The organism is Massilia sp. P2_C2 (assembly GCF_056404615.1).
On record NZ_JBFUDR010000004.1, the window covers coordinates 33,850 to 59,331 of the forward strand.

21 protein-coding genes and 1 pseudogene are annotated in these 25,482 nt (G+C 66.3%); 9 read left to right on the forward strand and 13 right to left on the reverse strand.

Annotation, left to right across the window (positions count from 1 at the left end; translation table 11 throughout):
• Nucleotides 1-111 precede the first annotated feature (111 nt).
• From AC1DYX_RS01110 to AC1DYX_RS01135, 6 genes and pseudogenes are all read right to left on the reverse strand, one after another.
• Nucleotides 112-276 (reverse strand): hypothetical protein, encoded by a 165-nt coding sequence (locus tag AC1DYX_RS01110; RefSeq protein WP_477255418.1) that lies wholly within the window; start codon nt 274-276, stop codon nt 112-114.
• 62 nt (nt 277-338) lie between these two features.
• Nucleotides 339-758: pseudogene (locus AC1DYX_RS01115) on the reverse strand (excinuclease ABC subunit A); the annotation flags it as partial.
• Nucleotides 759-914: 156 nt separating this feature from the next.
• Nucleotides 915-1,994 carry an SDR family oxidoreductase gene (locus AC1DYX_RS01120; RefSeq protein ID WP_477255420.1) on the reverse strand — a complete coding sequence of 360 codons (1,080 nt, stop codon included), beginning with the start codon at nt 1,992-1,994 and terminating at the stop codon, nt 915-917.
• Between the two features lie 155 nt (nt 1,995-2,149).
• Nucleotides 2,150-3,073 carry an ABC transporter permease gene (locus AC1DYX_RS01125; RefSeq protein ID WP_477255422.1) on the reverse strand — a complete coding sequence of 308 codons (924 nt, stop codon included), beginning with the start codon at nt 3,071-3,073 and terminating at the stop codon, nt 2,150-2,152.
• The gene (locus AC1DYX_RS01130) at nt 3,070-4,155 is read right to left on the reverse strand and encodes an ABC transporter permease (RefSeq protein ID WP_477255424.1); all 1,086 of its coding nucleotides are present in this window, start codon (nt 4,153-4,155) and stop codon (nt 3,070-3,072) included. Before AC1DYX_RS01130 ends, AC1DYX_RS01125 begins: the two co-directional genes overlap by 4 nt.
• Entirely contained in the window at nt 4,142-5,734 is a 1,593-nt protein-coding gene (locus AC1DYX_RS01135; RefSeq protein WP_477255426.1) for an ABC transporter ATP-binding protein, read from the reverse strand. Before AC1DYX_RS01135 ends, AC1DYX_RS01130 begins: the two co-directional genes overlap by 14 nt.
• 229 nt (nt 5,735-5,963) lie before the next feature.
• On the opposite strand from AC1DYX_RS01135, the gene AC1DYX_RS01140 reads away from it, so the two are divergent.
• The 4 genes from AC1DYX_RS01140 to AC1DYX_RS01155 all read left to right on the forward strand — a co-directional run bounded on the left by AC1DYX_RS01140 (nt 5,964) and on the right by AC1DYX_RS01155 (nt 9,331).
• Entirely contained in the window at nt 5,964-6,671 is a 708-nt protein-coding gene (locus tag AC1DYX_RS01140; RefSeq protein ID WP_477255428.1) for a GntR family transcriptional regulator, read from the forward strand.
• A gap of 214 nt (nt 6,672-6,885) precedes the next feature.
• Nucleotides 6,886-7,737, forward strand: coding sequence for an outer envelope protein (locus tag AC1DYX_RS01145; protein ID WP_477255430.1), 852 nt, complete (start codon nt 6,886-6,888; stop codon nt 7,735-7,737).
• A 31-nt stretch (nt 7,738-7,768) separates the two neighbouring features.
• Nucleotides 7,769-8,839, forward strand: a complete 1,071-nt coding sequence (locus tag AC1DYX_RS01150; RefSeq protein WP_477255432.1) for a BMP family ABC transporter substrate-binding protein — start codon at nt 7,769-7,771, stop codon at nt 8,837-8,839.
• A 9-nt stretch (nt 8,840-8,848) separates the two neighbouring features.
• Nucleotides 8,849-9,331: a nucleoside deaminase gene (locus tag AC1DYX_RS01155; protein WP_477255434.1), complete on the forward strand. Its 483-nt coding sequence runs from the start codon at nt 8,849-8,851 to the stop codon at nt 9,329-9,331.
• Between the two features lie 3 nt (nt 9,332-9,334).
• Here AC1DYX_RS01155 and AC1DYX_RS01160 read toward each other — a convergent pair whose 3' ends face one another.
• Nucleotides 9,335-10,618, reverse strand: a complete 1,284-nt coding sequence (locus AC1DYX_RS01160) for a glycosyltransferase (RefSeq protein WP_477255436.1) — start codon at nt 10,616-10,618, stop codon at nt 9,335-9,337.
• 267 nt (nt 10,619-10,885) lie between these two features.
• Here AC1DYX_RS01160 and AC1DYX_RS01165 point away from each other — a divergent pair, with 267 nt between their 5' ends.
• Both AC1DYX_RS01165 and AC1DYX_RS01170 read left to right on the forward strand, forming a co-directional pair.
• Nucleotides 10,886-11,422 (forward strand): GAF domain-containing protein, encoded by a 537-nt coding sequence (locus tag AC1DYX_RS01165; RefSeq protein WP_477255438.1) that lies wholly within the window; start codon nt 10,886-10,888, stop codon nt 11,420-11,422.
• 59 nt (nt 11,423-11,481) lie between these two features.
• Entirely contained in the window at nt 11,482-13,143 is a 1,662-nt protein-coding gene (locus tag AC1DYX_RS01170; protein WP_477255440.1) for a methyl-accepting chemotaxis protein, read from the forward strand.
• A 106-nt stretch (nt 13,144-13,249) separates the two neighbouring features.
• Here the strand turns inward: AC1DYX_RS01170 and AC1DYX_RS01175 are convergent, their stop codons facing one another.
• Together AC1DYX_RS01175 and AC1DYX_RS01180 are read right to left on the reverse strand one after the other, a co-directional pair.
• Entirely contained in the window at nt 13,250-13,717 is a 468-nt protein-coding gene (locus AC1DYX_RS01175; protein ID WP_477255442.1) for a cyanophycin metabolism-associated DUF1854 family protein, read from the reverse strand.
• 3 nt (nt 13,718-13,720) lie between these two features.
• Nucleotides 13,721-16,006 (reverse strand): cyanophycin metabolism-associated ABC transporter, encoded by a 2,286-nt coding sequence (locus AC1DYX_RS01180; RefSeq protein WP_477255444.1) that lies wholly within the window; start codon nt 16,004-16,006, stop codon nt 13,721-13,723.
• Nucleotides 16,007-16,352: 346 nt separating this feature from the next.
• On the opposite strand from AC1DYX_RS01180, the gene AC1DYX_RS01185 reads away from it, so the two are divergent.
• The 3 genes from AC1DYX_RS01185 to AC1DYX_RS01195 all read left to right on the forward strand — a co-directional run bounded on the left by AC1DYX_RS01185 (nt 16,353) and on the right by AC1DYX_RS01195 (nt 21,798).
• Nucleotides 16,353-18,542, forward strand: a complete 2,190-nt coding sequence (locus AC1DYX_RS01185) for a cyanophycin synthetase (protein WP_477255446.1) — start codon at nt 16,353-16,355, stop codon at nt 18,540-18,542.
• An 84-nt stretch (nt 18,543-18,626) separates the two neighbouring features.
• Nucleotides 18,627-21,197 (forward strand): cyanophycin synthetase, encoded by a 2,571-nt coding sequence (cphA, locus tag AC1DYX_RS01190; protein WP_477255448.1) that lies wholly within the window; start codon nt 18,627-18,629, stop codon nt 21,195-21,197.
• A 214-nt stretch (nt 21,198-21,411) separates the two neighbouring features.
• The gene (locus AC1DYX_RS01195) at nt 21,412-21,798 is read left to right on the forward strand and encodes a hypothetical protein (RefSeq protein ID WP_477255450.1); all 387 of its coding nucleotides are present in this window, start codon (nt 21,412-21,414) and stop codon (nt 21,796-21,798) included.
• Here the strand turns inward: AC1DYX_RS01195 and AC1DYX_RS01200 are convergent.
• The 4 genes from AC1DYX_RS01200 to AC1DYX_RS01215 form a co-directional block, all read right to left on the reverse strand.
• A complete protein-coding gene (locus tag AC1DYX_RS01200; protein WP_477255452.1) occupies nt 21,780-21,998 on the reverse strand; it encodes a hypothetical protein in 219 nt (72 codons plus the stop codon). The genes AC1DYX_RS01195 and AC1DYX_RS01200 overlap by 19 nt on opposite strands.
• A 45-nt stretch (nt 21,999-22,043) precedes the next feature.
• A complete protein-coding gene (locus AC1DYX_RS01205) occupies nt 22,044-22,673 on the reverse strand; it encodes a response regulator (protein ID WP_477255454.1) in 630 nt (209 codons plus the stop codon).
• A gap of 34 nt (nt 22,674-22,707) precedes the next feature.
• Nucleotides 22,708-24,891, reverse strand: a complete 2,184-nt coding sequence (locus AC1DYX_RS01210) for a putative bifunctional diguanylate cyclase/phosphodiesterase (RefSeq protein ID WP_477255456.1) — start codon at nt 24,889-24,891, stop codon at nt 22,708-22,710.
• 131 nt (nt 24,892-25,022) lie between these two features.
• The coding region (locus AC1DYX_RS01215) for a sensor histidine kinase (RefSeq protein WP_477255458.1) at nt 25,023-25,482 on the reverse strand (460 nt) is incomplete at its 5' end.

Consider the following 25,482-nt stretch of genomic DNA (forward strand, 5'->3'; position numbering starts at 1 on the left):
CCGTGCCCACGCGTGACGCTCGCGTCATGCCGGCTTCCGCGTGGGCACAGGGGTGCCCACCCTACAGCGTCACAGGCACGGGGACAAATAAGGTGACGTCCGGCTACAGCGTCACAGGCACGGGGACAAATAAGGTGACGTCCGGCTCGCCTTCACCGTGGCGACCTCGGCCGGCGGCCCCGCCGCCACGACCTGACCGCCGGCCTCGCCCGCGCCGGGGTCGATGTCGATCACCCAGTCGCAGGCCGCCACGATGCGCATCGTGTGCTCGACCATGATGACGGTGTTGCCGGCATCGACGAGGCGGTCGAGCTGGGCCAGCAGGCGGTCGGCGTCGAGCGGGTGCAGGCCCGTCGTCGGCTCGTCCAGCACATACAATACACGGGCACCGTCGGCGTCTCGTCCGTGTACAGGATCCAGTCGCGGTCCTTCTTCGGCAGGTCGCGCCAGGGCGTGTCGACGTCGTAACCGAGCGTGACCAGGATGTCGCGCAGGTTCTGGCCGTGCCATGCGGGCGGCCACGCGGCGACGGCGCGCTCGCGGATCGTCAGGCTGTCGTCCGGCACCATCGTCGCTTCCGTCGCGTCAACCACGCGCCTCAGGCCCGAGCACTGCGGACAGGCGCCTTCCGCCGTGTTCGGCGAGAACGATTCCGCGTACAGCAGGTCCTGCCCGGGCGGATAGTCGCCGGCGCGCGAATACAGCATGCGCAGCGAATTGGACAGCGTACTCACACTGCCGACCGACGATCGCGTCGTGGTTTTTCAGATTGTGCTCGCGCGCGCCGTGCACGCGCACGTGGCCTGTCATCAAGGACCGCCTGGTGGATGGGTCATGCATGCCTGCGGCTCCGGATGCTTCACGATGCCCCATTCCAGCGCGCGCGCGCCGGCAGTCGGTGCGCTCGCCCACCATCAGGGAATCAACAACCGCGCCCGCAGCCCGGAAAACAGGTCGAAGAACGATTCCTCGGTCGACTGCCACGCGGCGAAGCCGAGGCGGCGACTGTTCGCCATGTCCGTCATCACCTCGATGGGACGGCCGAGGTCGAGGTCCGTGTGCCAGGGCGACACGAGCCGGTTCAGGTCCGCCTCGACCAGCCTGTGACGCGTGGCGATCTCGCGCCAGATGGCGTGGTCGTTGGCCATCTCCGCCTCGAGCGGTTTCATCGCGCCCTCGAAGCCGACCGCTTCCACGGCGAACCATGCGGCGAGCCGGCGCCACAGCCAGCTCCAGCGAAAATAATCGCCGTTCGTGATATTGAAGGCTTCGTTGCGCGCGGCATCAACGTCGGCGGCCCAGCGCAACTGCTTCGCCAGCATGCGCCCGTCCGTCACGTCGGACAGTCCTTCCCACTGCGCCCGCGAGCCGGGAAAGCGGAACGGCCGGCCTGTCGCCTTGCAGATCGATGCATACACGGCCAGGGTGGTGCCGAGGTTCATCGCATTGCCGACGGCCATGCCGATGACCGTGTGCGGGCGGTGCACGGTCCACGTGAAGCGGTCGCGTGCCGCGGCCGCGACCACTTCGTCTTCCTGCGCATAATAAAAATTGTCGAGCGGCAGACGCGGCTGGGATTCGCGCAGCGGGGTGTCGGGCAAGGTGCCGGAACTGGCGTAGGCCTCGAACGGGCCGAGGTAGTGCTTCAGGCCCGTCACGAGCGCCACATGGCGCAGCGTCTTGCGCGGGCTCAGCGCATCCAGCAGGTTGCGCACGAGGGCGGCGTTGACGCGGATGTTCTCGGCCTCGCTGTCCTGGCGCATCCACGTCGTGATGAAGACGTGCGTCGGGCCGCCGTCGCCGAACGCCGCCGCGAACGCCTCGTCCAGCCGGGCCGGGTCCATCAGGTCGGCCGGCACGGGGATCAGCCCCGGCAGGTCGCTGGGCGGCCGGCGCGCCAGGCCGTACACGGTCCAGCCGTGGGCCAGCAATTCCCTTGCCGTGGCATGGCCGCCGATGCCGCTGGCGCCGACGACGAGTGCGCTTCTTTGCATGTCAGCCTCTGCTTGACGATAGCATCCCCTATTCTTGCGCGCTTTTCGGAAACGGTGTCGCCCGCTTGGGTAGGGTGGGCACCCCCGTGCCCACCAAACGTTCGCGGACCGGCACGCGTTTGGTGGACACGCTGCCCACCCTACAGGATAGGTTCTTAGTCGGCCTTGAAACTCTGCCCGAGGGACACGGGCTTGTTCAGCAGGATCGTGCGCGGATTGCGGCAGATGATCACCAGCACGACGATCGTCGCCAGGTAGGGCAGCATCGACAGGAACTCGGACGGGATCGGCACACCGAGCCCCTGGCCATGGAATTGCAGCACGGTCACGCCGCCGAACAGATACGCGCCCAGCAGCAGGCCGCGCGGCTTCCACGTCGCGAACACGACCTGCGCCAGTGCGATCCAGCCGCGGCCGGCCGTCATGCCCTCGACCCACATCGGCGTCAGCGCCAGCGACAGGTAGGCGCCGCCGAGCCCCGCCAGCGCGCCGCCCGCGAGCACCGTCGCGTAGCGCAGCTTCACGACGGGCATGCCGAGCGCATGGGCGCTGTGCGGCGCCTCGCCCACGGCGCGGATCAAGAGGCCCAGCCGGGTGCGCCCCAGCATCCAGCCCGTCAGCAGCACGAGGACGATGGCCGCATAGACCAGCGCATCGAAGGAAAACAGCAGCGGCCCGACGAACGGCAGGTCGGACAGCACGGGCACGTGCAGCCGGGGCAGCGGCGCCACGGTCTGGCCGACGAGGTCGCGCCCGGCGAACGCGGACAGGCCGATGCCGAACAGCGTCAGCGCGAGGCCGGTGGCGACCTGGTTCGTCTGCAGGGTGAGCACGAGCACGCCGAACAGCAGCGCCATCGCCATGCCGGCGGCGAGCGCGGCGGCGAGGCCCAGCGCCGCCAAGCCGGTGTGCAAGGTGACGGAAAACCCGGCGACGGCACCGACGAGCATGATGCCCTCGAGGCCCAGGTTGATGACGCCGGAGCGTTCCGCCACCAGTTCTCCCGTCGATGCGAGGACGAGCGGTGTCGCGGCGCCCGCCGTGCTGGCGAGGAAGGCGATCAGGTAATCTGCATTCATGGGGCGACGGTCTCCGTGGCCACGACGATATGCCGCGGCTTGATGCGATAGTGGATGAACAGGTCGGCCGCCAGCAGGTAGAACAGCAGCAGCCCTTGGAACAGGCCGGTAATGGCGGACGGCAGCTGCAGTTCGATCTGTGCGGTCTCGCCGCCGATGTACAGCAGCGACATCAGCAGCGACGCGAGCAGCACGCCGACGGGATGCAGCCGGCCGACGTAGGCGACGATGATGGCGGCAAAACCGTAGCCAGGCGACACGGACGCCTGCAACTGGCCCAGCGGCCCGGCGACTTCGCCCACGCCCGCCACGCCGGCCAGCGCGCCACTCGCAAGAAACGCGATCCACACGTTCTTCGGCTCGGAAAAGCCCGCGTACAGCGCGGCCGCCGGCGCCATGCCGGCCACCCGCATGCGGTAGCCCGCGAAGCTGTGGCGGCAAAAGAACCACGCGCCGGCCACCGCGACGAGCGACAGAAGGAAGGCGGCATTCACGCGCAGCCCCTCCTTCAAGAGCGGCAGCATGGCGGCATCGCCGAACATCTTCGATTGCGGGAAGTTGTAGCCGGCCGGATCGCGCAGCGGGCCGTGCACGAGGTAGCCGAGGAACAGGTAGGCCACGTACACGAGCATCAGCGACACCAGGATCTCGCTCGTATTGAAGCGCGTGCGCAGCAGCGCGGGCACGGCCGCCCACGCGGCGCCGCCCGCGGCCCCGGCCAGGATCATCAGCGGCAGCACCCACGGTCCCTGCGCGCCGTCGAAATACAGGGCGACGCAGCCGGCGGCCACGGCGCCCATCGTCAGCTGGCCGTCGGCGCCAATGTTGTGGACGTTGGCGCGAAAGCCGATCGCGAGCCCGACACCGCAGAGGATCAACGGCGTGGCCTTGAGCAGCAGCTCGCCGATGCCGTACATCGACGTCAGCGGCTGCACGAAATACACGTAGAAGGCGTGCAGCGGCGCCTGGCCGAGGAAGAGGAACAGCAGCGAGCCGGAGACGAGCATCGCGCCTGCCGCGATCAGCGGTGATGCCAGCATCATCGCGCGCGAGGGTTCTGGACGGGCTTCAAGCCGGGACATGGGCGGCTCCTTCGGACGTTGGGGTTGGGGTTGGTGTTGCGGTGGCGGCTTCGTCGAAGTCGCCGCCCATCCAGCGGCCGATGCGGTCGACGCTCGTCGCCCCGGTCGCCACCGCGGGCGACAGGCGTCCCCGGGCCAGCACCGCGATGCGGTCGCACATCATGAACAGCTCGTCGAGTTCTTCCGACACGACGAGTACGGCGACACCCGCGTCGCGCAGGTCGATGATGGCCTGGCGGATCAGCATGGCGGCGCCGACGTCGACGCCCCACGTGGGCTGGGCGACGACCATCACCTTCGGCGCCAGCCTGATCTCGCGCCCGACGATGAATTTCTGCAGGTTGCCGCCGGAGAGGCTCGCGGCGGTGGACTGGTCGCCGCCACACTTGACCCGGAAGCGCTCGATGACGGCGGCCGCGAACGCGCGCACGGCGCCGCGCCGGATCACGCCCCGCGTCGTCATGCCGGCGGCCGGGCTCAGGTAGCCGGTCAGCAGGGCATTGTCCGCCAGCGACAGCGTGGGCACGGCACCCCGTCCCAGCCGCTCTTCCGGCACGAAGCCGAGGCCCAGGCGGCGGCGCGCGGCGGCATCCAGGCGGCCCGCGTCGCGTCCCAGCAGGCGGATCGCTGCCGGTTGCGTCAGCCGCTCGCCGGACAGGGCCTGCAGCAGCTCCTGCTGGCCATTGCCGGAAATGCCCGCGAGGCCGACGATTTCTCCCGCGCGCAATTCCAGCGAGATGCCGCGCAGCGCCGTGCCGAACGGGTCGCTGCTTGCCAGGTCGAGATCGGCGATCGCCATCAGCACCTCGCCCGGCGCGCGCGGCGCCAGCGTGCACGTCGGCAGATCGCCGCCGATCATCAGTTCGGCCAGCGACTGGGCCGTCTCCGCGCGGGGATCGGCGGTGCCGGCCACGCGGCCCGCGCGCAACACGGTGGCGCGGTCGCACAAGGCCTGGATCTCGTCCAGCTTGTGGCTGATGTACAGGATGCTGACGCCTTCGTCGCGCAGCCGGCGCAGCGCGACGAACAGCTTCTGCACGGCGTCCGGCGTGAGCACGGAGGTCGGCTCGTCCATGATCAACAGGCGCGGCGACTGCAGCAGGCAGCGCACGATCTCCACGCGCTGGCGTTCGCCGACGGACATGCTGTGCACGAGCCGGTCCGGGTCGAGCGGGAGGCCGTATTGCCCGGACACGGCGCGGATGCGCGGCGCCAGCGACGCCGGCGCCGTCCTGTCGTCCAGCGCGAGCGCGATGTTCTCGGCGACGGTGAGCGTCTCGAACAGCGCGAAATGCTGGAACACCATGCCGATGCCGAGGCGGCGCGCGGCCGACGGCGAATCGATGCGTACCTGCCGGCCTTCCCACATGATCTCGCCGGCGTCCGGCTGCGTGACGCCATAGATCATCTTCATGAGAGTGCTCTTGCCGGCCCCGTTCTCGCCCAGCACGGCGTGGATCTCGCCGGGCATGACGGTGAGATCCACGTCCGCGTTGGCCACGACGGACGGATAGATCTTCGAGATCCCGAGCAGCCGCAGGCGCGGTTCGGTCGGCGGCGCACCATGGGGGTCGCTCATCTTGACTCCAATCGTTGTATACAAAAACGTAGTCGTTCGTTTGCAATTTGCGTGCCGGGGGCGAACGGGCACGCTTTGTATACGAAGCGCACCGACTCGGCTCAGCGACTCACCGAAAGCGGGCGTATGAATGCCCGGATACGGGCGCGGCGACCACATTGCGTGTGCACGATTCCTGCTTCTTTTGTCGACAACCGGCTTGTACGCGCCGCATACATTGGAGACCTAAATGACCGAGACCACGACCGCGCCCGCCCGGAAGCGCGGCCTGACCGCCGTCGACGACCGCATCTACCGCGCCGTCGTCAACGCCGTGATGAGCCACCGCCTGCCGCCCGGCACCCGCCTGGGCGAAGCGGAATTCTGCGACCTGTACGGCGTGAGCCGCACCACCGTGCGCAAGGCCCTGCAGCGCCTCGCGCACGACCACATCATCGAACTGCGGCCGAACCGCGGTGCCATCGTCGCCTCGCCCACGCCGAAGGAAGCGCGCGACGTGTTCGCCGCGCGGCGCGCGCTGGAACGCGAGATCGTGCCGCTCGTCGTCCAGCGCGCGACGCCGGCTTCGCTGCGCGCGATCCGCACGGCCATCGAGGCCGAGGAAGCGGCAAGGCGCAGCGCCGACCGCGCCGCGTGGATCCGCCTGGGCGGCGAATTCCACCTCCTGCTGGCGGAACTCGCCGGCAACGCCGTCCTGCAACGCTTCATGGCCGAACTGGTGTCGCGCTGCTCGCTGATCATCGCGCTGTACGAGAACCCGGGCGCGCCCATGTGCGGCAACCACGACCACCAGCAACTGCTCACCCTGATCGAAAACGGCGACGCGGCGCGGGCCACCGCACTGATCGAACACCACCTGGTCGAGATCGAGGCGCGCCTGCACCTGGGCGAGCAGGACCGCAAGGTCAACCTGGCCGAAGCGCTGGCCGAGCACTGAACCGGTCGGCACCATGCGCACTGTATGACGCCGGTTGTGCACGATCGCGGACCGTTTGTTCGCCGTGCTGGTGCGTCCCGGCGGCACCAACGGCGTTCGAGCAGGGCGAAACAGCCTGGCCCGCTCCTTGCTAACGGATGAAATCAGATTGCATCCAATCCATCGCTCGATTGGATGCAATCGACAAGCCCCATCACCATAACAAGGACATTGAATGAAGCCCAAGCTCCGCATCGCCTGTCTCGCCCTGCTCTCCGCCTGCGGCACCGCCGCCCACGCCGCCGACTGGAGCGACACCTCGCTCAGCTGGCGCTACGGCACCAAATTCTCCGAGCCGTACAACGGCGAAGACATCACCAAGCACGTCATCAACTTTTCCAACGTCAGCGGCTACAAGTACGGCAAGAACTTCTTCAGCGTCGACTTCCTGTTCTCCGATTCGCACGATCCGTCCGCCGTGGGCGCATCCAGCGGCGCGCACGAAGCCTACGCCGTGTACCGCCACACGCTCGACCTGGGCAAGGTGAGCGGCGCCGACCTCGCGTTCGGTCCGGTGCGCGGCGTCGGCGTCACGGGCGGCTTCGACGTCAACAGCAAGACGGATGCGGGCTACAACTCGAAGAAACGCATGCTGGTGCTGGGCCCCACGCTGATGTTCGACGTGCCCGGCTTCCTCGACGTGAGCCTGCTCGCCCTGCGCGAAAGCAATGCGCCGTTCAACGGCTTCACGAACACGTCCACGCCGCGCTACACGTACAAGACGCACGCGATGTTGTCGGCCGCATGGGGCATCCCGTTCACGCTGGGCGTGCCGCTGTCGTTCGAAGGCTATGCCAACTACATCGGCACGAAAGGCAGGAACGAATTCGGCGGCCCGACGGCGGTCGAGATCAACGTCGACATGCAGCTCATGTACGACCTGAGCCCGGCCATCGGCGCCGCCAGGAACACGCTGAAGCTGGGCCTCGAATACCAGTACTGGAAGAACAAGTTCGGCAACCCCACGGACATCGCGCCGGGCGCCACCGCGAAGACGCCGATGGTCCGCGCCGAATACCACTTCTGATCCGCTCCAACACTCACCGCAAAGGAACACCATGAATCGTCGCAGCCTGCTCGCCCTCACCCTCCTGACTTCCTTCGCCGCGCTGACCGCGCACGCAGCCGATCCGCTGAAGGTCGCCTTCGTCTACGTCGGTCCCGTCGGCGACGCCGGCTGGACTTATGCCCACGAACAGGGCCGCCTGGCCATGGAAAAGGCGCTGGCCGGCAAGGTCGCCACCACGTTTGTCGAGAACGTGCCGGAAGGCGCGGACGCCGAACGCGTCATCCGCAAGCTGGCCGCCGACGGCAACAAGCTGATCTTCACCACGTCGTTCGGCTTCATGAACCCGACGGAAAAAGTGGCGAAGGCGTTCCCGAACGTTGTGTTCGAGCATGCGACCGGCTTCAAGCTGGCGAAGAACATGGGCGTATACGAGACCCGCCAGTACGAGGGCACGTACCTGCAGGGCGTCCTCGCGGCGAAGATGAGCAAGACCGGCACGCTCGGCTTCGTCGGTTCGTTCCCCGTGCCGGAGGTGATCCGCAACATCAACGCGTACACGCTCGGCGCCCAGAGCGTGAACCCGGCCATCAAGACCAAGGTCGTGTGGATCAACAGCTGGTACGACCCGGCGAAGGAACGCCAGGCTGCGGAAACGCTGATCGCGCAGGGCGCCGACGTGCTCACGCAGAACACCGACTCGCCGGCCACGCTGCAGGTGGCGCAGGAAAAAAGCAAGTACGCGTTCGGCTGGGATTCCGACATGGTGAAGTTCGCGCCGAAGGCCCACCTGACCGCGACGACGAATGCCTGGGGCGACTTCTACACCCGCACCGCGCAGGCCGTGCTGGCCGGCACCTGGAAGAGCGCCGAGGTGCGCGGCGGCCTGTCGGAAGGCATGGTGAAGATGTCGCCGCTGAACGCCGTCATCCCGGCCGACACGGCCAAGCTGTTCGAGGCGAAGAAAGCGGCGCTCATCGGCGGCGAGATCAAGCCGTTCCAGGGTCCGCTGAAGGACCAGTCGGGCGCCCTCAAGGTGGCCGCGGGCAAGGCGTTGTCGCTGGCCGACCTGAAAGGCATGAACTGGTACGTGCAGGGTGTCGAGGGCACGATTCCGAAGTGAGCCGACGCCATGCCGACACCGACCGCGCAAGACCATGAGTTCCTGACGCGCGTGTTCGCGCTGGCGCAGCGCTCGCGCGCCGAGGGCCACCATCCGTTCGCCGCCATCGTCGTCGGCGCGGACGGCACCGTCATCGCCGAGGCGATGAACGATTCGTCCACGGACCGCACGGCGCACGCGGAGATGAACGCGCTGCGTGCGGCGTCGCGCCGCCACGGCCCGGCCGAACTGGCGGGCACCACGCTGTACAGCAATGCCGAGCCGTGCGCGATGTGCGCGGGCGGCACGTACTGGAGCGGCGTGGGCCGCGTGGTCTACGGCATGTCGGAGACGAGCCTGCTGGCGCTGACCGGCAGCGATCCCGAGAATCCGACCCTGTCCCTGCCCTGCCGCGAGGTGTTCGGGCGCGGGCAGCGGCCGACCGAGGTGATCGGGCCCGTGCGCGAGGACGAGGCGAAGGCAGCGCACATCGGCTTCTGGCGCAACGAGTGACCGTCAGCCCGCCAGGCTTTCGAGCGCCGCGCACATCCTGTCCACGCCCGCCTGCGGCACGAAGCGTCCGGCCACGGCGCGCGTGCGCCCGTCCAATCCCGGCACCGCCAGCAAGGCCGCCAGCCGGCGCACCAGACGCGCCTCGTCCAGCCGCGCCGCCGGCAGCGCGGCGCCGACGCCCAGCGCCGTCACGCGCGCCGCGTTGTCGAACTGGTCGTGCGCGAGCGGCACCACCAGTTGCGGCGTCCCCGCGCGCAGGGCTTCCGCCGTCGTGCCGATGCCGCCATGGTGAATCAAAGCCGCCGCGTGAGGCAGCAGCCGGCGCAGCGGCACGTAGTCCTGCCACAGCATCGTGTCCGGCAGGTCGGCCGGTACCTGCTCGCGGTGCGGCGTGAGGAAGATCGCGCGCCGGCCCAGTTGCTCCGCCGCCGCACGCGCATGGTGGAAGTACGCGGCCGCCTGCGTATTACCGGTGCCGTGCGTGAACACGAGCGGCGCCGGGCCGGCCTGCAGGAAGGCGTCCAGTGCCGGCGCGGGCGCCGCGTCCGGGGTCGGATCGAACAGCGGAAAATCGCCGCGCACAAGCGGCCGCGGCCAGTCCGGCTGCGTGGGCGCGAACCAGTCGGGGAACAGCGTGAGCGACAGGTCGGGCACGGCCGCGATCCAGTCCATCAAGGTCGCCACGGGCGCCAGGCCGCGCGGGAGGCGCGCCGCATTCACGTCCGCCAGCGCGACGGGATCGATGAAGCGCCGCACGGCCCAGCGCCAGAACGCCCGGCGCGCGGACAGCGGCACCCATGCGGGCACGCGCCACGGCCCCACCAGCAGCGGATCGTGCACCGTCATCAGGTTCGCAGGGGCCAGGTAGGCCGCCGCGATCTTCACGCCGGGATGCGCGGCCCGGCACAGGTCAGCCTCCGGCAATGCGAGCGGATGCACGAGCAGCACGCTTGCTTCGCCACGCGGCAGCGCCTCGACGAAGGGAACGATGCGCGCCATCGCAGGCCGCGTCGCGCGCCAGACGACGCCGAAGCCGCGCGTTGGATGCCACAGGTCGGGATCGTGCAACACGGCGTCGTCGGCCGGCAGGCCCGTGAACGGCAACCCGGTCGGACGCACCCACGGGCCATGCTGCTCCGGTCCGAGGAAGCTCACGCGGTGGCCGCGTGCGCGCAACCCGAGCGCCAGCGCGAGGAGCGGGAACAGGTCGCCGGCCGAGCCGATCGTGACGACGATGTAGTGGATGGGTTCGATGCCGCCTCCTTGCACGGTCGTCTTATGGCTCAAGTGTCAAACTCCGTCACATCCCATGTAACTAAAGTTGCATGATGGAAATCATGCTGTAAAATCAGGCACGCTGAAATTGTAAGTCAAGCAATGCGCCGCGCGTGGCACTTGTTCAAGCACGCACCGCATGCCGCCACCACCGCGCCTGCTTGACGCTCCTGTTATTTCTTTCCCTTTTCGGCCGCACTGGTGAGGAGGCTGGCCTTTCGCCCCCTCGATCCGTGCACCCCTGGAGTTTCGTCCCCCAAAAATAAAAAGGAGTTCAAGTTGAAATCTGTCGTAAAAACCGGTTTGGCCACCCTGCTTGCCTGCGCCAGCTTCTCCGCCTTCGCCGGCGATTTTCCAGCCCCGCTGCAGGCCAAGGTCGACAAGTACAAGCAGAAGCTCGTCGAATGGGCCGCCAATCCGGCGATCGTGCAGGCCGTGAAGGAAGCCAATGCCAACGGTCCCCAGGGCGGCATGACCAATGCCAAGTGGCAGGACGTGGCTGACAGCGACCCGGCAGCCAAGTCTTTTAGCACCAGCAAGGCCGGCGGCCTGCTCAAGAAGTGGGAAGAAGACACCGGCATCAACAAGCTGGTGCTGCGCGATGAAAAAGGCAATCTGGTGGCCGCAAGCACCAAACCGTTGCTGTTCAACAACGCCGTACGCCCGGTATTCGTCAACGGCATCAAAGGCCAGGTCTGGGCCGACAGCAAGGTGACACCCGACCCCACCACCCAGGTCAAGGGCGTGCAAGCCTCCGCCCCGGTGTTGGACGGCAAGAAGGTCATCGGCGTGATCCACGTCGGCATCACTGAGTAAGTCAGTTCACCAACCTCGGCCACGCCGCGGGCGGCGGGGCCGCTCCCTAGGAGTTCTCCATGAAATTCCTCGAGACCATGAAGGTCGGTCCGCGCCTCGCCGTCGGTTTCGGTATCGTACTGGTACTGATGCTGATCCTGACCGGGGTGGCGATCAGCCGTATGTCCTTCATCAACACGAGCCTGAACGAGATCGTCAACGGTGACTCGCCCAAGCTGCGGCTGGTCAATACCATGCGCGACCTGGTGCGCCACCAATCGGTGACCGTACGTGACGTCGTCATGCAGGAAGACTTCGCGTTCAAGAAAAAGGAACTGGCGCTGTCGCGGCAATCGCGGACCACCTATCAGGCCGCAGCCAACCAGCTCGCCGGCTTGCTCACGGACCCGGCAAACAAGGCCATCCTGGCCAAAACCGGTACGCTGGACGCCAAAGTCAAGACCGAGGTCGACAAGGCCATCGACCTGTCCCTCTCGGGCGATGTGGCCGGCGCAGGCGACGCCATCCGCGACCGGGTGCGGCCGGCCCAGGTCGAATTGATCGACGCGCTCGACACCCTCCTGGCACGTCTGGAGGCGCGCGCAAAGGACTCGGCGCAGACGGCCGGACGCACTTATACGCAGGCGTGGCAAGCGATGGCCGGCGTCGGCGTGCTGGCCCTTCTGGTGGGCGCGGTGGCTGCGTTCCTGATCACGCGCAGCCTGCTCAAGCAGCTCGGCGGCGAACCGACTTATGCGGCCGAGATCGCAGGCAGGATCGCCGCCGGCGACCTGGCCGTGGAAGTGCGGACCGATGCGGGCGATCACACCAGCCTGCTGTATGCGATGCGTGAAATGCGCGACAGCCTGGTGCGCATCGTCAGCGAGGTGCGCACCGGCACCGACATGATCGATACGGCCGCCGGTGAAATTGCGGCCGGCAACCTCGACCTGTCCTCGCGCACCGAACAGCAATCCAGCGCGCTGGAGGAAACCGCGTCTTCCATGGAAGAGCTGACCTCGATCGTCAAGCAGAACGCCGACAATGCCCACCAGGCCAATGACCTGGCCAGCTCGGCCACCGACATCGCGCGCCGTGGCGGCGACGTGGTCCAGGAAGTGGTCCAGACCATGGGCGCCATCAATGACTCGGCGCGCAAGATCGTCGACATCATCGGCGTCATCGACGGGATCGCCTTCCAGACCAACATCCTGGCACTGAACGCGGCCGTGGAAGCGGCCCGCGCCGGCGAGCAGGGACGCGGCTTCGCCGTGGTGGCCACCGAGGTCCGCAACCTGGCCCAGCGCGCCGGTGCCGCCGCCAAGGAAATCAAGACCCTGATCAACGATTCCGTGGACAAGGTCAACAGCGGCGCCAGGCTGGTCGACGAGGCCGGCGCCACCATGGGAGACATCGTAGCCAGCGTCAAGCGCGTCAGCGGCATCATCGGCGAGATCGCCGCCGCCAGCCAGGAGCAGGCCCACGGTATTGCCCAGGTCAACCAGGCCATCACCCAGATGGACGCCGTGACCCAGCAGAACGCGGCCCTGGTGGAGGAAGCCGCGGCCGCGTCCGAGGCCATGCAGGACCAGGCCGGCCGGCTCTCGCAGGTGGTCAGCGTGTTTACGTTGACCCAGGCGGCACCGGTGTCCCTCGTGCCGGCCATTCACATGGACCATGTGAGCCAGCAGGCCCGGGACAAGGCGAAAGCGCGCGCGTCCGCCCAGCGCAGAGTCGCTTAAGCGCCGTAGGGTGGGCACCACGTGCCCACGCGTAACGCCAACATACCGCGAACGTCACGCGTGGGCACAGCGCGTGATTGATGCCCCCGGCATCAATCACCCCACCCTACAGGAACCGGTCGAGTATCTTCCGGCTCCCCTTGTCGATCGCAAACATGTCGCGGATCAGGAAATGGATGCCGTGACTGTCCGCGATCAGCAGCGACCAGGCCCCCAGGCGGCGGATATCCTCCTCGCCCTTGAGCACGAAGTCCGTATCGCCGCGGTCCGTTTTGACGGTCCATGTGCAGGGCGTGGCGAAGCTCGAGACGCCGTTGATCGACAGGATCTCGGGCATGAATTCACGCCCCTCCAGTTCTTCCGCGACGAGAGACCGGATATCGGCCGGCATCGTCTCGAGGTCGTCGATCCACGCGACTTCCTTGCCGCCGTCGCGCACGAGCGAAATGCCCTTCGTCGGCGCCTGCACCGGGAACGAGCGTACCGGGGTCACGCCCACGAATTCCTCGCCCTCGGCATTCGTCAGCACCAGCTTGCCGAACGGGTCGCGCTTCAATTGAAAAGATAGGGTCATCGTTCAGTCTTCCTTGCCTTCGTCGTCCGGATCCTGGTCCACGTTGCGTGCCTGCGCCTCGTACAGGCGGTAGTAGGCGCCTTGCGCCGCCATCAGCTCGTCGTGGTTGCCCTCTTCCACGACCTGGCCGCGGTCCAGCACGACGAGGCGGTCGGCGCGGTGCAGGGTGGACAGGCGGTGCGCGATGGCGATCGTCGTGCGGCCCTGCACGAGGTTGTCCAGCGCCCTCTGGATTTCCTTTTCCGTTTCGGAGTCGACGGAGGACGTCGCCTCGTCGAGGATCAGGATCGGCGGATCGATGAGCAGCGCGCGCGCGATCGAAATGCGCTGGCGCTCGCCGCCGGACAGGCCCTGGCCCCGCTCCCCGACCATCGAGTCATAGCCCTGCGGCAGGCGCAGGATGAATTCGTGGGCGTGCGCGGCGCGGGCGGCGGCGATGATCTCTTCGCGCGTCGCATCCGGCTTGCCGTAGGCGATGTTTTCCGCGATGGTGCCGAAGAACAGGAAAGGCTCCTGCAGCACGAGGCCGATGTGGCGGCGGTAATCCGCCACGGCGAAGCTGCGGATGTCGCGGCCGTCCAGCAGGATCGCGCCTTCCGCCACGTCGTAGAAGCGGCAGATCAGGTTCACCAGCGTGCTCTTGCCCGAGCCCGAGTGGCCGACGAGGCCCACCATCTCCCCGGCCCTGATGTTCAGCGAGATGCCGCGGTTGACGGCACGGTTGCCGTAGCGGAAACCCACTTCGCGCAGCGCGATATTGCCCTCGACCTTGTCCAGTTTCACCGGATTGACCGGGTCCGGGACGCTCGACACGTGGTCGAGGATGTCGAAGATGCGCTTGGCGGCCGATGCGGATTTCTGCGTGACCGACACGATGCGGCTCATCGAATCGAGGCGGACGTAGAACCGTCCGCTGTACGCGATGAACGCGGACAGCACGCCCACGGTGATCTCCTGGTGGCTCACCTGCCAGATGCCGAAGCACCAGATGATGAGCAGGCCCAGTTCCGTCAGCAGCGAGACGGTCGGCGAGAACAGCGACCACACCTTGTTCAATTTATCGTTGACGGCCAGGTTGTGCTTGTTGGCCTCGCGGAAGCGCGACGCTTCCCGGTGTTCCTGGGCGAACGCCTTCACGACGCGGATGCCGGGAATGGTGTCGGCCAGCACGTTCGTGACCTCGCCCCACACGCGGTCGATCTTCTCGAAGCCGGTGCGCAGCTTGTCGCGCACGACGTGGATCATCCAGGCGATGAACGGCAACGGCACCAGGGTGATCAAGGCCAGCTTGGCATTAATGCTGAACAAAATTGCGCCCGTCATGATGATCATGAGGACGTCGGAGAGGAAATCCAGCAGGTGCAGCGACAGGAACACGCAGATGCGGTCCGAACCGCTGCCGATGCGGCTCATCAGGTCACCCGTGCGCTTGCCGCCGAAGAATTCCAGCGACAATCTCAGCAGGTGTTCATAGGTTTCCGAGCGCATGTCGGCGCCCATCCGCTCGGACACGAGGGCCAGGATGTACGTGCGGCCCCAGCCCAGCGCCCACGCCAGGATGGCGGACGCGAACAGGCCGCCCATGTACATGTAGACGAGGCGCGTGTCGATGTGCTGGCCGTTCTGGTACGGGATCAGCACATTGTCCATCAGCGGCATCGTCAGATACGGCGGAATCATGTGTGCGCCAGTACTCGCCAACATGAGCAAGAATCCGAGGAGCAATTGACCTTTGTATGGACGGGCGAAGCGCCACAGGCGCAGCAAGGTCCATGTGGAGGGCGGCGTGTGCAACACCTTGGTGCAGATCGGGCATTCTTCCTGGTCCGGCTCGAGCGGCGCCTTGCAACTTGGACAAATATGTTGGTCAGGCGGTTGCACGGGAACGCCGGTGACGAAACTGTCGACCTGGCCGTGGAACTGGTCGACGACGCGGATCGCCTGCAGGTTCTGGCCGAGCGTGAAGCGCCAGGCCGCCAGCAGGCCGTTCTGGTCGACCAGTTCCAGGTGGCCGACACCGGCGTGATCATGGTGGCGCAGCGTGAGGCCGGCGCGGTAGGGCCAGTCGCGCCATATCGTGTCGCCGGGGGCACGGGTGAGCAGGCGATAATTCGTGACGACGAGAATGCCCTTGGTGAAGCGTAATTTCGCATCGAGGTCAACCTCGACGCTGTTTAAAACGTTTTCCCCTGGCGCAAGCTTTTTCGCGACGTCCGCCTGCCAGTGCTCAGGCAGGAAACCGGCGGTCGACGCCGGCGGAACGGAGGGAACAAGTTGTTGATTTGTCATGTGATGCCGCCGGTAAAGGCGAAGTTTCCGGTTCTATTTTAGGATTGGGGCAGCCAAAGGCTGGCAGATCTGTACGATGGAACGTTGCGAGCGGTACTGCCGTTGACACGCACACCGACTGAAAGCTTGGTGCGCGGGAGTGTACGGTATTCTATCGGAGGGGCCTGACTGGCAGAAATCGGTTCGGCACGGTAAGCTTCGTTCTTGTAAGTATATAACATGTGCATTATGGAAAGAGAGGAAGACGGTCGCCGCGATCCGGCAATCGCCTTGAACACCCATCGATGTGCAAACATAGGCAACGCCAGGCGATGAGAGAGCGGTCTCGCGTGGCTGGATATTTTTCATGACAAAAAAGAAAGACATTGCAATTCTTCGTGTAAACCACCTGCGTGGACCGAACATCTGGACCTACCGTCCTGTCATCGAAGCGTGGCTCGACATCGGCGAACTCGAAGAATGTCCTTCGAATAAACTTCCCGGCCTGTATGAACGTCTGACCGCCTGGCTGCCGGGCCTGATCGAACACCGCTGCGGCCTCGGCGAGCGCGGCGGCTTCCTGGAGCGCCTGCGCGACGGTACGTGGTCCGGGCACATCCTCGAACACGTCGTCCTCGAACTGCAGAACCTGGCCGGCATGAAGACCGGCTTCGGCAAGACCCGCTCCACCGCCGACCGCGGCATTTATAAAATGGCATTCCGCACCCGCGACGAGACCGTCGGCCGCGCCGCGCTGAAAGCCGGTCATGCCCTGTTGATGGCCGCCATCAACGACACGCCGTTCGACCTCGACGCCGCCGTCGCCGAACTGACGGAACTGGTCGACCGCTACTGCCTGGGCCCGTCGACGGGTCACATCGTCGAAGCCGCTACCGAGCGCCGCATCCCGGCTATCCGCCTGACCGAGGGCAATCTCGTGCAACTGGGCCACGGCGCCGCGCAGCGCCGCATCTGGACGGCCGAGACCGACCGCACGAGCGCCATCGGCGAATCCATCGCCAGCGACAAGGACCTGACCAAGACCCTGCTCGCCTCCTGCGGCGTGCCGGTGCCCGAGGGCACGGTCGTGCGCAGCGCGGAAGCCGCCTGGGAAGAAGCGCAGGACATCGGCCTGCCCGTCGCCGTGAAACCGGTCGACGGCAACCACGGCCGCGGCGTGTCGCTGAACCTGATGTCGGAAGCGGACGTGCATGCGGCCTACGCCATCGCGGCCGAGGAAGGCGATTCCAGCGCCGTCCTCGTCGAGCGCTTCATTCCCGGCAACGAGCACCGCCTGCTCGTCGTCGGTGCGAAAGTCGTCGCGGCCGCCAAGGGCGAATCGCTGTGGGTCGTCGGCGACGGCACCTCCACCGTGACGCAGCTGTGCGACAGCCAGATCAACATCGACCCGCGCCGCGGCGACTCGGAAGAATTCCCGCTCAGCCGCGTCAAGCCGCAGGACAGCGAGATCAAGCTGGACCTCCAGCGCCAGGGCCTCACGCCCGACTCCATCCCGCAAGCCGGCCAGAAAGTGCTGATCCAGCTGAACGGCAACGTGGCGGACGACGTCACGGACGAGGTCCACCCGGACGTGGCCCATGTCGCCGCGCTGGCTGCGCGCGTCGTCGGGCTGGACATCGCCGGCATCGACCTCGTGTGCGAAGACATCTCGCGTCCGCTTGAAGAACAGCGCGGCGCCATCATCGAAGTCAATTCCAGCCCGGGCCTGCTCGCCCACATCAAGCCCGCCAAGGGCGAACCGCGCAACGTCGGCCGTGCCATCGTCGAGCACCTGTTCAACGAGGATGAGACCAGGGAGGGTGAAACGGGCCGCATCCCGCTCGTGGGCGTCACGGGCGGCAAGGATGCCGCGCTGGCCGCGCGCCTCGTCGGCACCGTGCTGAACCTGACCGGCAAGCACGTCGGCGTGGCCAACCGCGACGGCCTGTTCCTCGATGCCCGCCAGGTCACCACGCAGGACGGCACCCGCTTCGACGCGGGGCAGCGCCTGCTGATCAACCGCACCGTGCAGGCCGCCGTATTCGAATCGAACCCGCGCACGATCCTGAACGAAGGCCTGCCCTACGACCGCTGCCTGGTCGGCATCGTGACGGACATGGGCAACGTGGCCGACGTCGCCGACCTGTACGTGCGCGACGAGGATGCGTTGTATAACGTCGTGCGCGGCCAGGTCGACGTCGTGCTGTCCGATGGCGCGGCCGTGCTGAACGCGGCCGACCCGCGCCTGGCCGCGCTGGCCGACCTGTCCGACGGCGCCGTGCTGTTCTATGCGCAGGACGAAGCCAACGCCACGCTGCAGGCGCACCGCGCCGCCGGCGGCCGCGTCGCGTTCGTGCGCAACGGCCATGTCTTGCTGGCCCAGGGTGGCGAAGAGATGCCGCTGCTGGGCCTGGACAAGGTCAAGCCGGCCACCGCCGCGCAACCGGACGCCGTGCTGGCCGCCGCCCTTGCGGGATGGGCGCTGGACGTGCCGACCGACCTGATTTGCGCCGGCCTGCGCACGTTCGACGCCGCCGCAAAAAAAGGCAAGGCCTGATAAAGATACGTGCCCGGGACGACCGGGCCGACGCGCGCCAGCTGCCAGGAGCTCTGGCGCCGCAAGACCCTAAAGGAAAGATCTATGGAAGTAACACGCGTACGGGCCCTGCGCGGTCCCAACCTCTGGAGCCACCACACGTCGATCGAGGCGATCGTTACCTGCACGCCCGAGGAGGAATCGATCGGCGCCCTGCCCGGTTTCGAGACGCGCCTGCGCGCCCTGTTCCCGCAGATCTGGCCGCTGCAGCCGACCGGCCATGACGACACGATCCCGCTGGCCCAGGTACTGGAAGTCGCCGCGCTCGCCCTGCAGGCGCAGGCCGGCTGCCCCGTCACCTTCAGCCGCACCACCGCCACGCTGGAGAGCGGCGTCTACCAGGTCGTCGTCGAATACAGCGAGGAAGACGTCGGCCGGCTGGCCATGAAACTGGCCGAACAGCTGTGCGAAGCGGCACGCACCGACCAGCCGTTCGACCTCGATGCCGCGCTGAAGCAGCTGCGCGACCTGGACGAGGACGTGCGCCTCGGCCCGTCCACGGGCTCCATCGTGCACGCCGCCGTCGTGCGCGACATTCCGTACCGCCGCCTGACCGAGGGCAGCCTCGTGCAGTTCGGCTGGGGCAGCCGCCAGCGCCGCATCCAGGCCGCCGAGATCGACGCCACCGGCGCCATCGCCGAATCGATCGCCCAGGACAAGGAACTGACCAAGACCCTGCTCAACGCGGCCGGCGTGCCGGTGCCGCTGGGCCGGGCCGTGAGCGATCCGGATGATGCGTGGGCCGCCGCCCGGGAAATCGGCGTGCCGGTCGTGATCAAGCCGAAGGACGGCAACCAGGGCAAGGGCGTGACCGTGAACGTGACGACGCGCGAACAACTGAACGCCGGCTTTGCCGCCGCGTCCGAGTTCCGCGACGAGATCATGGTCGAAAAATACCTGCCGGGCCATGACTACCGCCTGCTCGTCGTCGGCAACAAGCTCATCGCCGCCGCGCGCCGCGACCCGCCGCACGTCGTAGGCGACGGCAAACACACGGTGCGCCAGCTGGTCGACATCGTCAACCAGGACCCGCGCCGCGGCGACGGCCATGCGACGTCGCTGACGAAGATCCGCTTCGACGACATCGCCCTCGCCTCGCTGGCGAAACAGGGCTACGACGCCGAATCGGTGCCGCCGAAGGGCCAGCGCGTCACCTTGCGCAACAACGCCAACCTGTCGACGGGCGGTGCCGCCACCGACGTCACGGACGACGTGCATCCGGAAGTGGCGGCGCGCGCGATCGCGGCCGCGCACATGGTCGGCCTGGACATCTGCGGCGTCGACCTCGTGTGCGACAGCGTCCTGAAGCCGATCGAGGACCAGGGCGGCGGCATCGTCGAGGTGAACGCGGCGCCGGGCCTGCGCATGCACATCTCGCCGTCGTTCGGCAAGGGCCGCGCCGTCGGCGAAGCCATCATGGACACGCTGTACGCCCCGGGCGACGACGGCCGCATCCCGGTCGTCGCCGTGACGGGCACGAACGGCAAGACGACGACCGTGCGCCTGATCGCCCACCTGCTCGGCAGCTCGGGCCTGCGTACCGGCATGACGAACACGGACGGCGTGTATATTCAAGGCCGGCGCATCGACAGCGGCGACTGCAGCGGCCCGCGCAGCGCGCGCAACGTGCTGCTGCACCCGGACGTGGACGCCGCCGTGTTCGAGACGGCGCGCGGCGGCATCCTGCGCGAAGGCCTCGCCTACGACCGCTGCCAGGTCGGCGTCGTCACCAACATCGGCTCCGGCGACCACCTCGGCCTGAACTACATCACCACGCTGGAAGACCTGGCGGTACTGAAGCGCGTAATCGTCCAGAACGTGGCACCGAACGGCATGGCCGTGCTGAACGCGGCCGATCCGATCGTCGCCGCCATGGCCGAGAACACGAAGGGCGACATCACGTATTTCGCCGCGGACTCCTCGCTGCCCGTCATGCAGAAGCATCGCGCGCAGGGCCGCCGCATCGTCTATGTCGACAACGGCCACCTCGTCGCGGCGCAGGGCAAGCGCGCAGAGCGCGTGCCCCTGGCCGACGTCCCGATCACCCGCGGCGGCGTGATCGGCTTCCAGGTCGAAAACGTGATGGCAGCCGTCGCCGCGGCCTGGGCCGTGAACATTTCGTGGGACGCGATTCGCCTGGGCCTGAAGACCTTCGTGGGCGAAAGCGACAACGCCCCCGGCCGCTTCAATGTGTTCGACTACCGTGGCGCGACCGTGATCGCCGACTACGGCCACAATCCGGACGCGATCCAGGCGCTCGTCAACGCCGTCGAAGCGATGCCGGCCAAGCGCCGCTCGGTCGTGATCTCCGGCGCGGGCGACCGCCGCGACGAGGACATCCGCGACCAGACCCGCATCCTGGGCAAGGCGTTCGACGACGTGCTACTGTACGAAGACCAGTGCCAGCGCGGCCGTTCGGAAGGCGAAGTCGTCGCCCTGCTGCGCGAAGGCCTGGCCGGCGCGTCGCGCACGACGCACGTCGACGAGATCAAGGGCGAGTTCGTCGCCATCGACAAGGCGCTGGCGCGCCTGCAGCCGGGCGATTTGTCGCTGATCCTGATCGACCAGGTCGACGAGGCGCTGGCGCACATCGCCAGCCGGGTCAAGGAAGGCTGACGCACGTCGGCAGCGGTTGTTGGAACGGGCGCCGCATGCGGCGTTCGTGCCCCGGCCCGTTCTGCATGTCGTCGGTGTTATTCGATGCCGCTCAGAAACGCGCGCCGCGGATCGCCGACAATGTCCGGGGGCGCGCACGCTACGTTAACCAGCGAACGTGCTCGGGACGGCAACTGTCTTAACATGGAAAGGCCATTCGACGAGCGGTGCAACCATGACGAACGACCAGGACACGCGACACCAACCCACGCCGCCCTCGGGGGAGGCCTACCCTCCCCTGCCCGAGATGCCGTTCCGCCGGCTGCTGTACCGCTTCCTGTTCTTCGACTGGCTGTTCCACGACGTGAGCGCCGCGCGCGACCGCTTCGAGCGCCACGCCGCCCACCAGCACAACCGCCGCATGAGCCGCTACCTGCCCGTGTACCTGCGGCGCTGGTCGTTCCTGACCGTCTTCGACTTCGGGCTGGGCGTGCTGTTCGAAAAGGTGCTGCAGGCCGGGATCCTGTCGGCCTGGTTCTTCACGTGGTCATGCGTGACGTTCACGGGCATGGTCGTGATCACGGTGGCCTGGCTCCTCCTCAATCATGCGCGGCTATCGTGATAGAACATCAGCCGGGCTCGTATATGAGGCCATGCCTCATCGAGAAAGCGTTGCGCCGAATTTCTCGCAATCGCTGCCTGCTGCAATCGTGCTTCGATAGACTGCATATGGGCACTGGTCTTCTCGCACAGAGATCTGCTGATGAGATCCATGGCAAGTTCAAAATCTTCCATGTGCAGCGCTATATCTGACTTATTCAATTTATGTCCTGTCACATTCTTTTGGCAGCGTGTGGCTGCCCGGTGCTATTTCACGAGCCCGCGTTCGAGCCCATAACGCACGAGGTCCGCATCGCTATGGAAATTCAGCTTCCGCATCAGCCGCACCTTGTGGGTGCTGACGGTCTTGCTGCTGAGGCCAAGATCGAGCGCGATGCCATTGATGCTCTTCCCGCATGACAGCAGGCTGAGGATATGGAACTCCCGGGTGGACAGTCGTTCATGCGCCGGATCGGGATGTGCCGTCGCCGTATCGAACACCATCTGACCGATCAGCATCGGGTCGATGAACCGGCCACCCGAGGCCGTCTTGCGGATGGCCGCCATCAGCACTTCCGGTTCATTATCCTTGGTCAGGTATCCGGAAGCCCCCGCCTTGAACGCCGCGCGCGCCACGTGCAGGTCGTTCTGCATCGTGAGCACGAGGATGGGAAGTTGCGGATCGAGCATGCGCAAGCGCACGATCAGATCGATGCCGCTTGGCTCCGGCATATGCATGTCCAGCACGACCAGATCATACCGACTGCTGCGCACTGCGTCGAGCACCTGCTGGCCATTTTCCGCCTCCCCCACCACCAGAATGTCATCCACCGTCGCCAGCAACTGCTTCAATCCACCGATCACGAGCGCGTGATCGTCAGCGATCAATAACTTCATCCCCGGTCCATCCGCTTCCCGATCTTCAGGTTTTTCATTTTTTGTTTATCTCCTCTGCATTATTCCATGTCGCACTTCCTGGCCAGCAGCCTCGCTCGTGTCTCTCCAGGGCGGTTTCGAAATCGGCGATCGACATCGCCTTGCCATAAAAGTGGCCCTGCGCCGCATGGCAGCCATGCCGCCACAGATAATCCGCCTGAGCAAAGGTCTCGACACCTTCCGCCACCGATGCGAGTCCCAACGCCGCGGCGATCAGGAGCATGGCCTTGACCAGTTCACGCTTGTCGAGCTGCCCTTCGATCCCGTGGACGAAAGAGCGGTCGATCTTGAGATGGCTGACGGGGAAACGATGAAGGTAGTTCAACGATGAATAGCCCGTACCGAAATCGTCGACCGCGATGGCGACGCCCATGTCGTGAAACGCCGACAGTATCGCGACGGTTTCCTCGCAATCTTCCAGCAGCAGGTTTTCGGTGATTTCCAGTGTCAGCCATGCCGGTTCGCATCCGGTCTCCTTGAGGATGCGTGCGACCTCGCCGACGAGGTCGGTGCGTACGAACTGCCGGGGCGACAGGTTCACGGCGATCTTGAGCGGTTTCTTCCGCCCCTGGTTCCAGCGCACCACAGCCCGGCAAGCGGAAGACAGGACCCATTTGCCGATATCGAGAATCAATCCCGACGCCTCCGCAATGGCGACGAACCCGTCCGGCCCGACCACGCCGTGTCCGGGACGGTGCCAGCGCAACAACGCCTCGGCGCCGATCATGTCCCCGCTCTGCAAGTCGAGCAGGGGCTGGTAATACAACTCCAGTTCGTCATGCTTCAATGCCTTGTGCAATGCCATTTCCGTGTCCATGCGTTCGAGCGCGCGCGTGGTGAATTCGCGCGCATAAAACTGGAAATTGTTGCGTCCCATTTTTTTGGCGTGGTACATGGCGGAATCGGCGAACTTGAACAGCGCATCCATCTCGACGCCATCGCCGGGATACAGGGCGACGCCGATGCTTGCGGTGATAAACAGCTCGCGTCCACCGACAAAGAATGGACAGGCCAGGTATCGGAGGATCTTGTCTGCCACCATGGCCACGTCGTCCGCCTTGCGCACGTCCGGCAGCAGCACCGCGAATTCATCGCCGCCCAGGCGGGCGACGGTGTCGTGGTTGCGCACGCAGTCGTGCAGGCGCTTCGACACTTCGGACAGCAGATGGTCGCCCAGCTTGTGCCCCAGGCTGTCGTTGACGTTTTTAAAGTGATCCAGGTCCAGCATCATCACGGCGAACTGATGGCCATGGTATTGGGCATCGGCGATCGCCTGGGACATCCGGTCGCACAGCAACAGGCGGTTGGGCAGCCCGGTCAGCCGGTCGTGGAAGGCCTGATGATGCGCCTCCTTGCGGTACCGGTCGACTTCGGTGACGTCGTGCCCGACGGCCAGCACCTGCGTCACCCGGCCCGATCCATCGAATTGCGGACTCATCCGAACCTGATGGCAGATGTCGGCACCGTCCACCTGCCAGCGGATCTTGACGTCGCGCGCTTCGCCGCGCGCGAGCACGTCGCGCAGGACTTGCATGAGCAGCGAGGCCCCCGTCCCTCCCGGAAATTCGGCCGGCGTTTTCCCCAGGATCCGTCCCGGATCGCCGCCCAGCGCCGTCATCGATTTCGCGTTGACGAAAATGCGCCGGCACTCCATGTCGTAGCGGACGATGTGGTCCGACGCGTGCTCGATGAGGTCGTGCAATTCGGCGGTTCGCCGCAGCAATTCGCGTTCCAGCTTCCTTTGTTGCGTAAGATCGCGACCGAACACCATCAAGCCGGTCAGGGTGCCGTCATCGGCAGCCTCGGGAACGACACGCATCTGCACATCGAGCTGTCCCTCGGTGCCCCCGCCACTGATGGTGAAGCCGAATTCAACGGATTCGCCGCTGGCGGCCGCCCGTTCGAGTGCGCCCTGGTAGTGCAGGCTCGCGAGATGCCCCGGCAGGACCTCGTCGACCCGCCCGCCCGTCGCGCCTTGCGTGCAACCCATGAGCCGTCGCCATGCCGGATTGCAATAGACGATCCGGCCCGTCATATCGTGCCGGGCGACCGCTTCCGAAGAGTGCTCGACGAGGGCGCGCATGCCGGCGGAACCATGCCTCACGTCGTCCAGACGTGGTTCCATGCCGCGACCCCCTTGTCGGTCCAGCGTTGCCTCGTGACGCGTCGTGTCCTTCATTTGCCCAAGCCATGATTAATCACCGATGTGTATCATGCTGTTTGCGACGGCCGGTTACTATCAGGCAATCTTGATTCTGGGGTCAGGACGAGGTAAAAGTTTCGTAGGAATTTCCCTACGTATAGTCGGAATCAGTATGGGACCGCGCGTGGGCTTTGTCCGGAGCATTTGCCGAGCGGCACCCGCACCACGACGGTCGTCCCCTTGCCCGGTGCGCTGTCGATCTCGATGTCGCCGCCGACCATCCAAACCCGTTCCCGCATGCCGAGCAGGCCCAGCGAGGTCTTGCGAATCCGTGCGGGATTGAAGCCCACGCCGTCATCCTGCACCGCCACCAGGCAAACTTCTCCCGTGCTGTCCAGGGTCACCGTCACCCGGCTGGCGCCGGCGTGGCGCGCCACATTGGTCAGCGATTCCTGCACGATACGGAAGACCGTCGTCTCGCTGTCTTCGTCGAGAACGATGGTGTCGTCCTCGACGAGCAGCGTGGCAGCGATGCCGGCATGGGCGGCAAAATCGTCGACCAGCCATTCGAGGGCCGGCTGGATACCCATGTCGAGCGCAACGGGCCGCAACGACGCGGCCACGTTG

Excerpts from the sequence above, each read along its gene's own strand:
- AC1DYX_RS01110 (WP_477255418.1), bottom strand. The coding sequence starts at position 276 with ATGGTCGAGCACACGATGCGCATCGTGGCGGCCTGCGACTGGGTGATC.
- AC1DYX_RS01120 (WP_477255420.1), bottom strand. The coding sequence starts at position 1,994 with ATGCAAAGAAGCGCACTCGTCGTCGGCGCCAGCGGCATCGGCGGCCAT.
- AC1DYX_RS01125 (WP_477255422.1), bottom strand. The coding sequence starts at position 3,073 with ATGAATGCAGATTACCTGATCGCCTTCCTCGCCAGCACGGCGGGCGCC.
- AC1DYX_RS01130 (WP_477255424.1), bottom strand. The coding sequence starts at position 4,155 with ATGTCCCGGCTTGAAGCCCGTCCAGAACCCTCGCGCGCGATGATGCTG.
- AC1DYX_RS01135 (WP_477255426.1), bottom strand. The coding sequence starts at position 5,734 with ATGAGCGACCCCCATGGTGCGCCGCCGACCGAACCGCGCCTGCGGCTG.
- AC1DYX_RS01140 (WP_477255428.1), top strand. The coding sequence starts at position 5,964 with ATGACCGAGACCACGACCGCGCCCGCCCGGAAGCGCGGCCTGACCGCC.
- AC1DYX_RS01145 (WP_477255430.1), top strand. The coding sequence starts at position 6,886 with ATGAAGCCCAAGCTCCGCATCGCCTGTCTCGCCCTGCTCTCCGCCTGC.
- AC1DYX_RS01150 (WP_477255432.1), top strand. The coding sequence starts at position 7,769 with ATGAATCGTCGCAGCCTGCTCGCCCTCACCCTCCTGACTTCCTTCGCC.
- AC1DYX_RS01155 (WP_477255434.1), top strand. The coding sequence starts at position 8,849 with ATGCCGACACCGACCGCGCAAGACCATGAGTTCCTGACGCGCGTGTTC.
- AC1DYX_RS01170 (WP_477255440.1), top strand. The coding sequence starts at position 11,482 with ATGAAATTCCTCGAGACCATGAAGGTCGGTCCGCGCCTCGCCGTCGGT.
- AC1DYX_RS01175 (WP_477255442.1), bottom strand. The coding sequence starts at position 13,717 with ATGACCCTATCTTTTCAATTGAAGCGCGACCCGTTCGGCAAGCTGGTG.
- AC1DYX_RS01180 (WP_477255444.1), bottom strand. The coding sequence starts at position 16,006 with ATGACAAATCAACAACTTGTTCCCTCCGTTCCGCCGGCGTCGACCGCC.
- AC1DYX_RS01185 (WP_477255446.1), top strand. The coding sequence starts at position 16,353 with ATGACAAAAAAGAAAGACATTGCAATTCTTCGTGTAAACCACCTGCGT.
- cphA (WP_477255448.1), top strand. The coding sequence starts at position 18,627 with ATGGAAGTAACACGCGTACGGGCCCTGCGCGGTCCCAACCTCTGGAGC.
- AC1DYX_RS01195 (WP_477255450.1), top strand. The coding sequence starts at position 21,412 with ATGACGAACGACCAGGACACGCGACACCAACCCACGCCGCCCTCGGGG.
- AC1DYX_RS01205 (WP_477255454.1), bottom strand. The coding sequence starts at position 22,673 with ATGAAGTTATTGATCGCTGACGATCACGCGCTCGTGATCGGTGGATTG.
- AC1DYX_RS01210 (WP_477255456.1), bottom strand. The coding sequence starts at position 24,891 with ATGAAGGACACGACGCGTCACGAGGCAACGCTGGACCGACAAGGGGGT.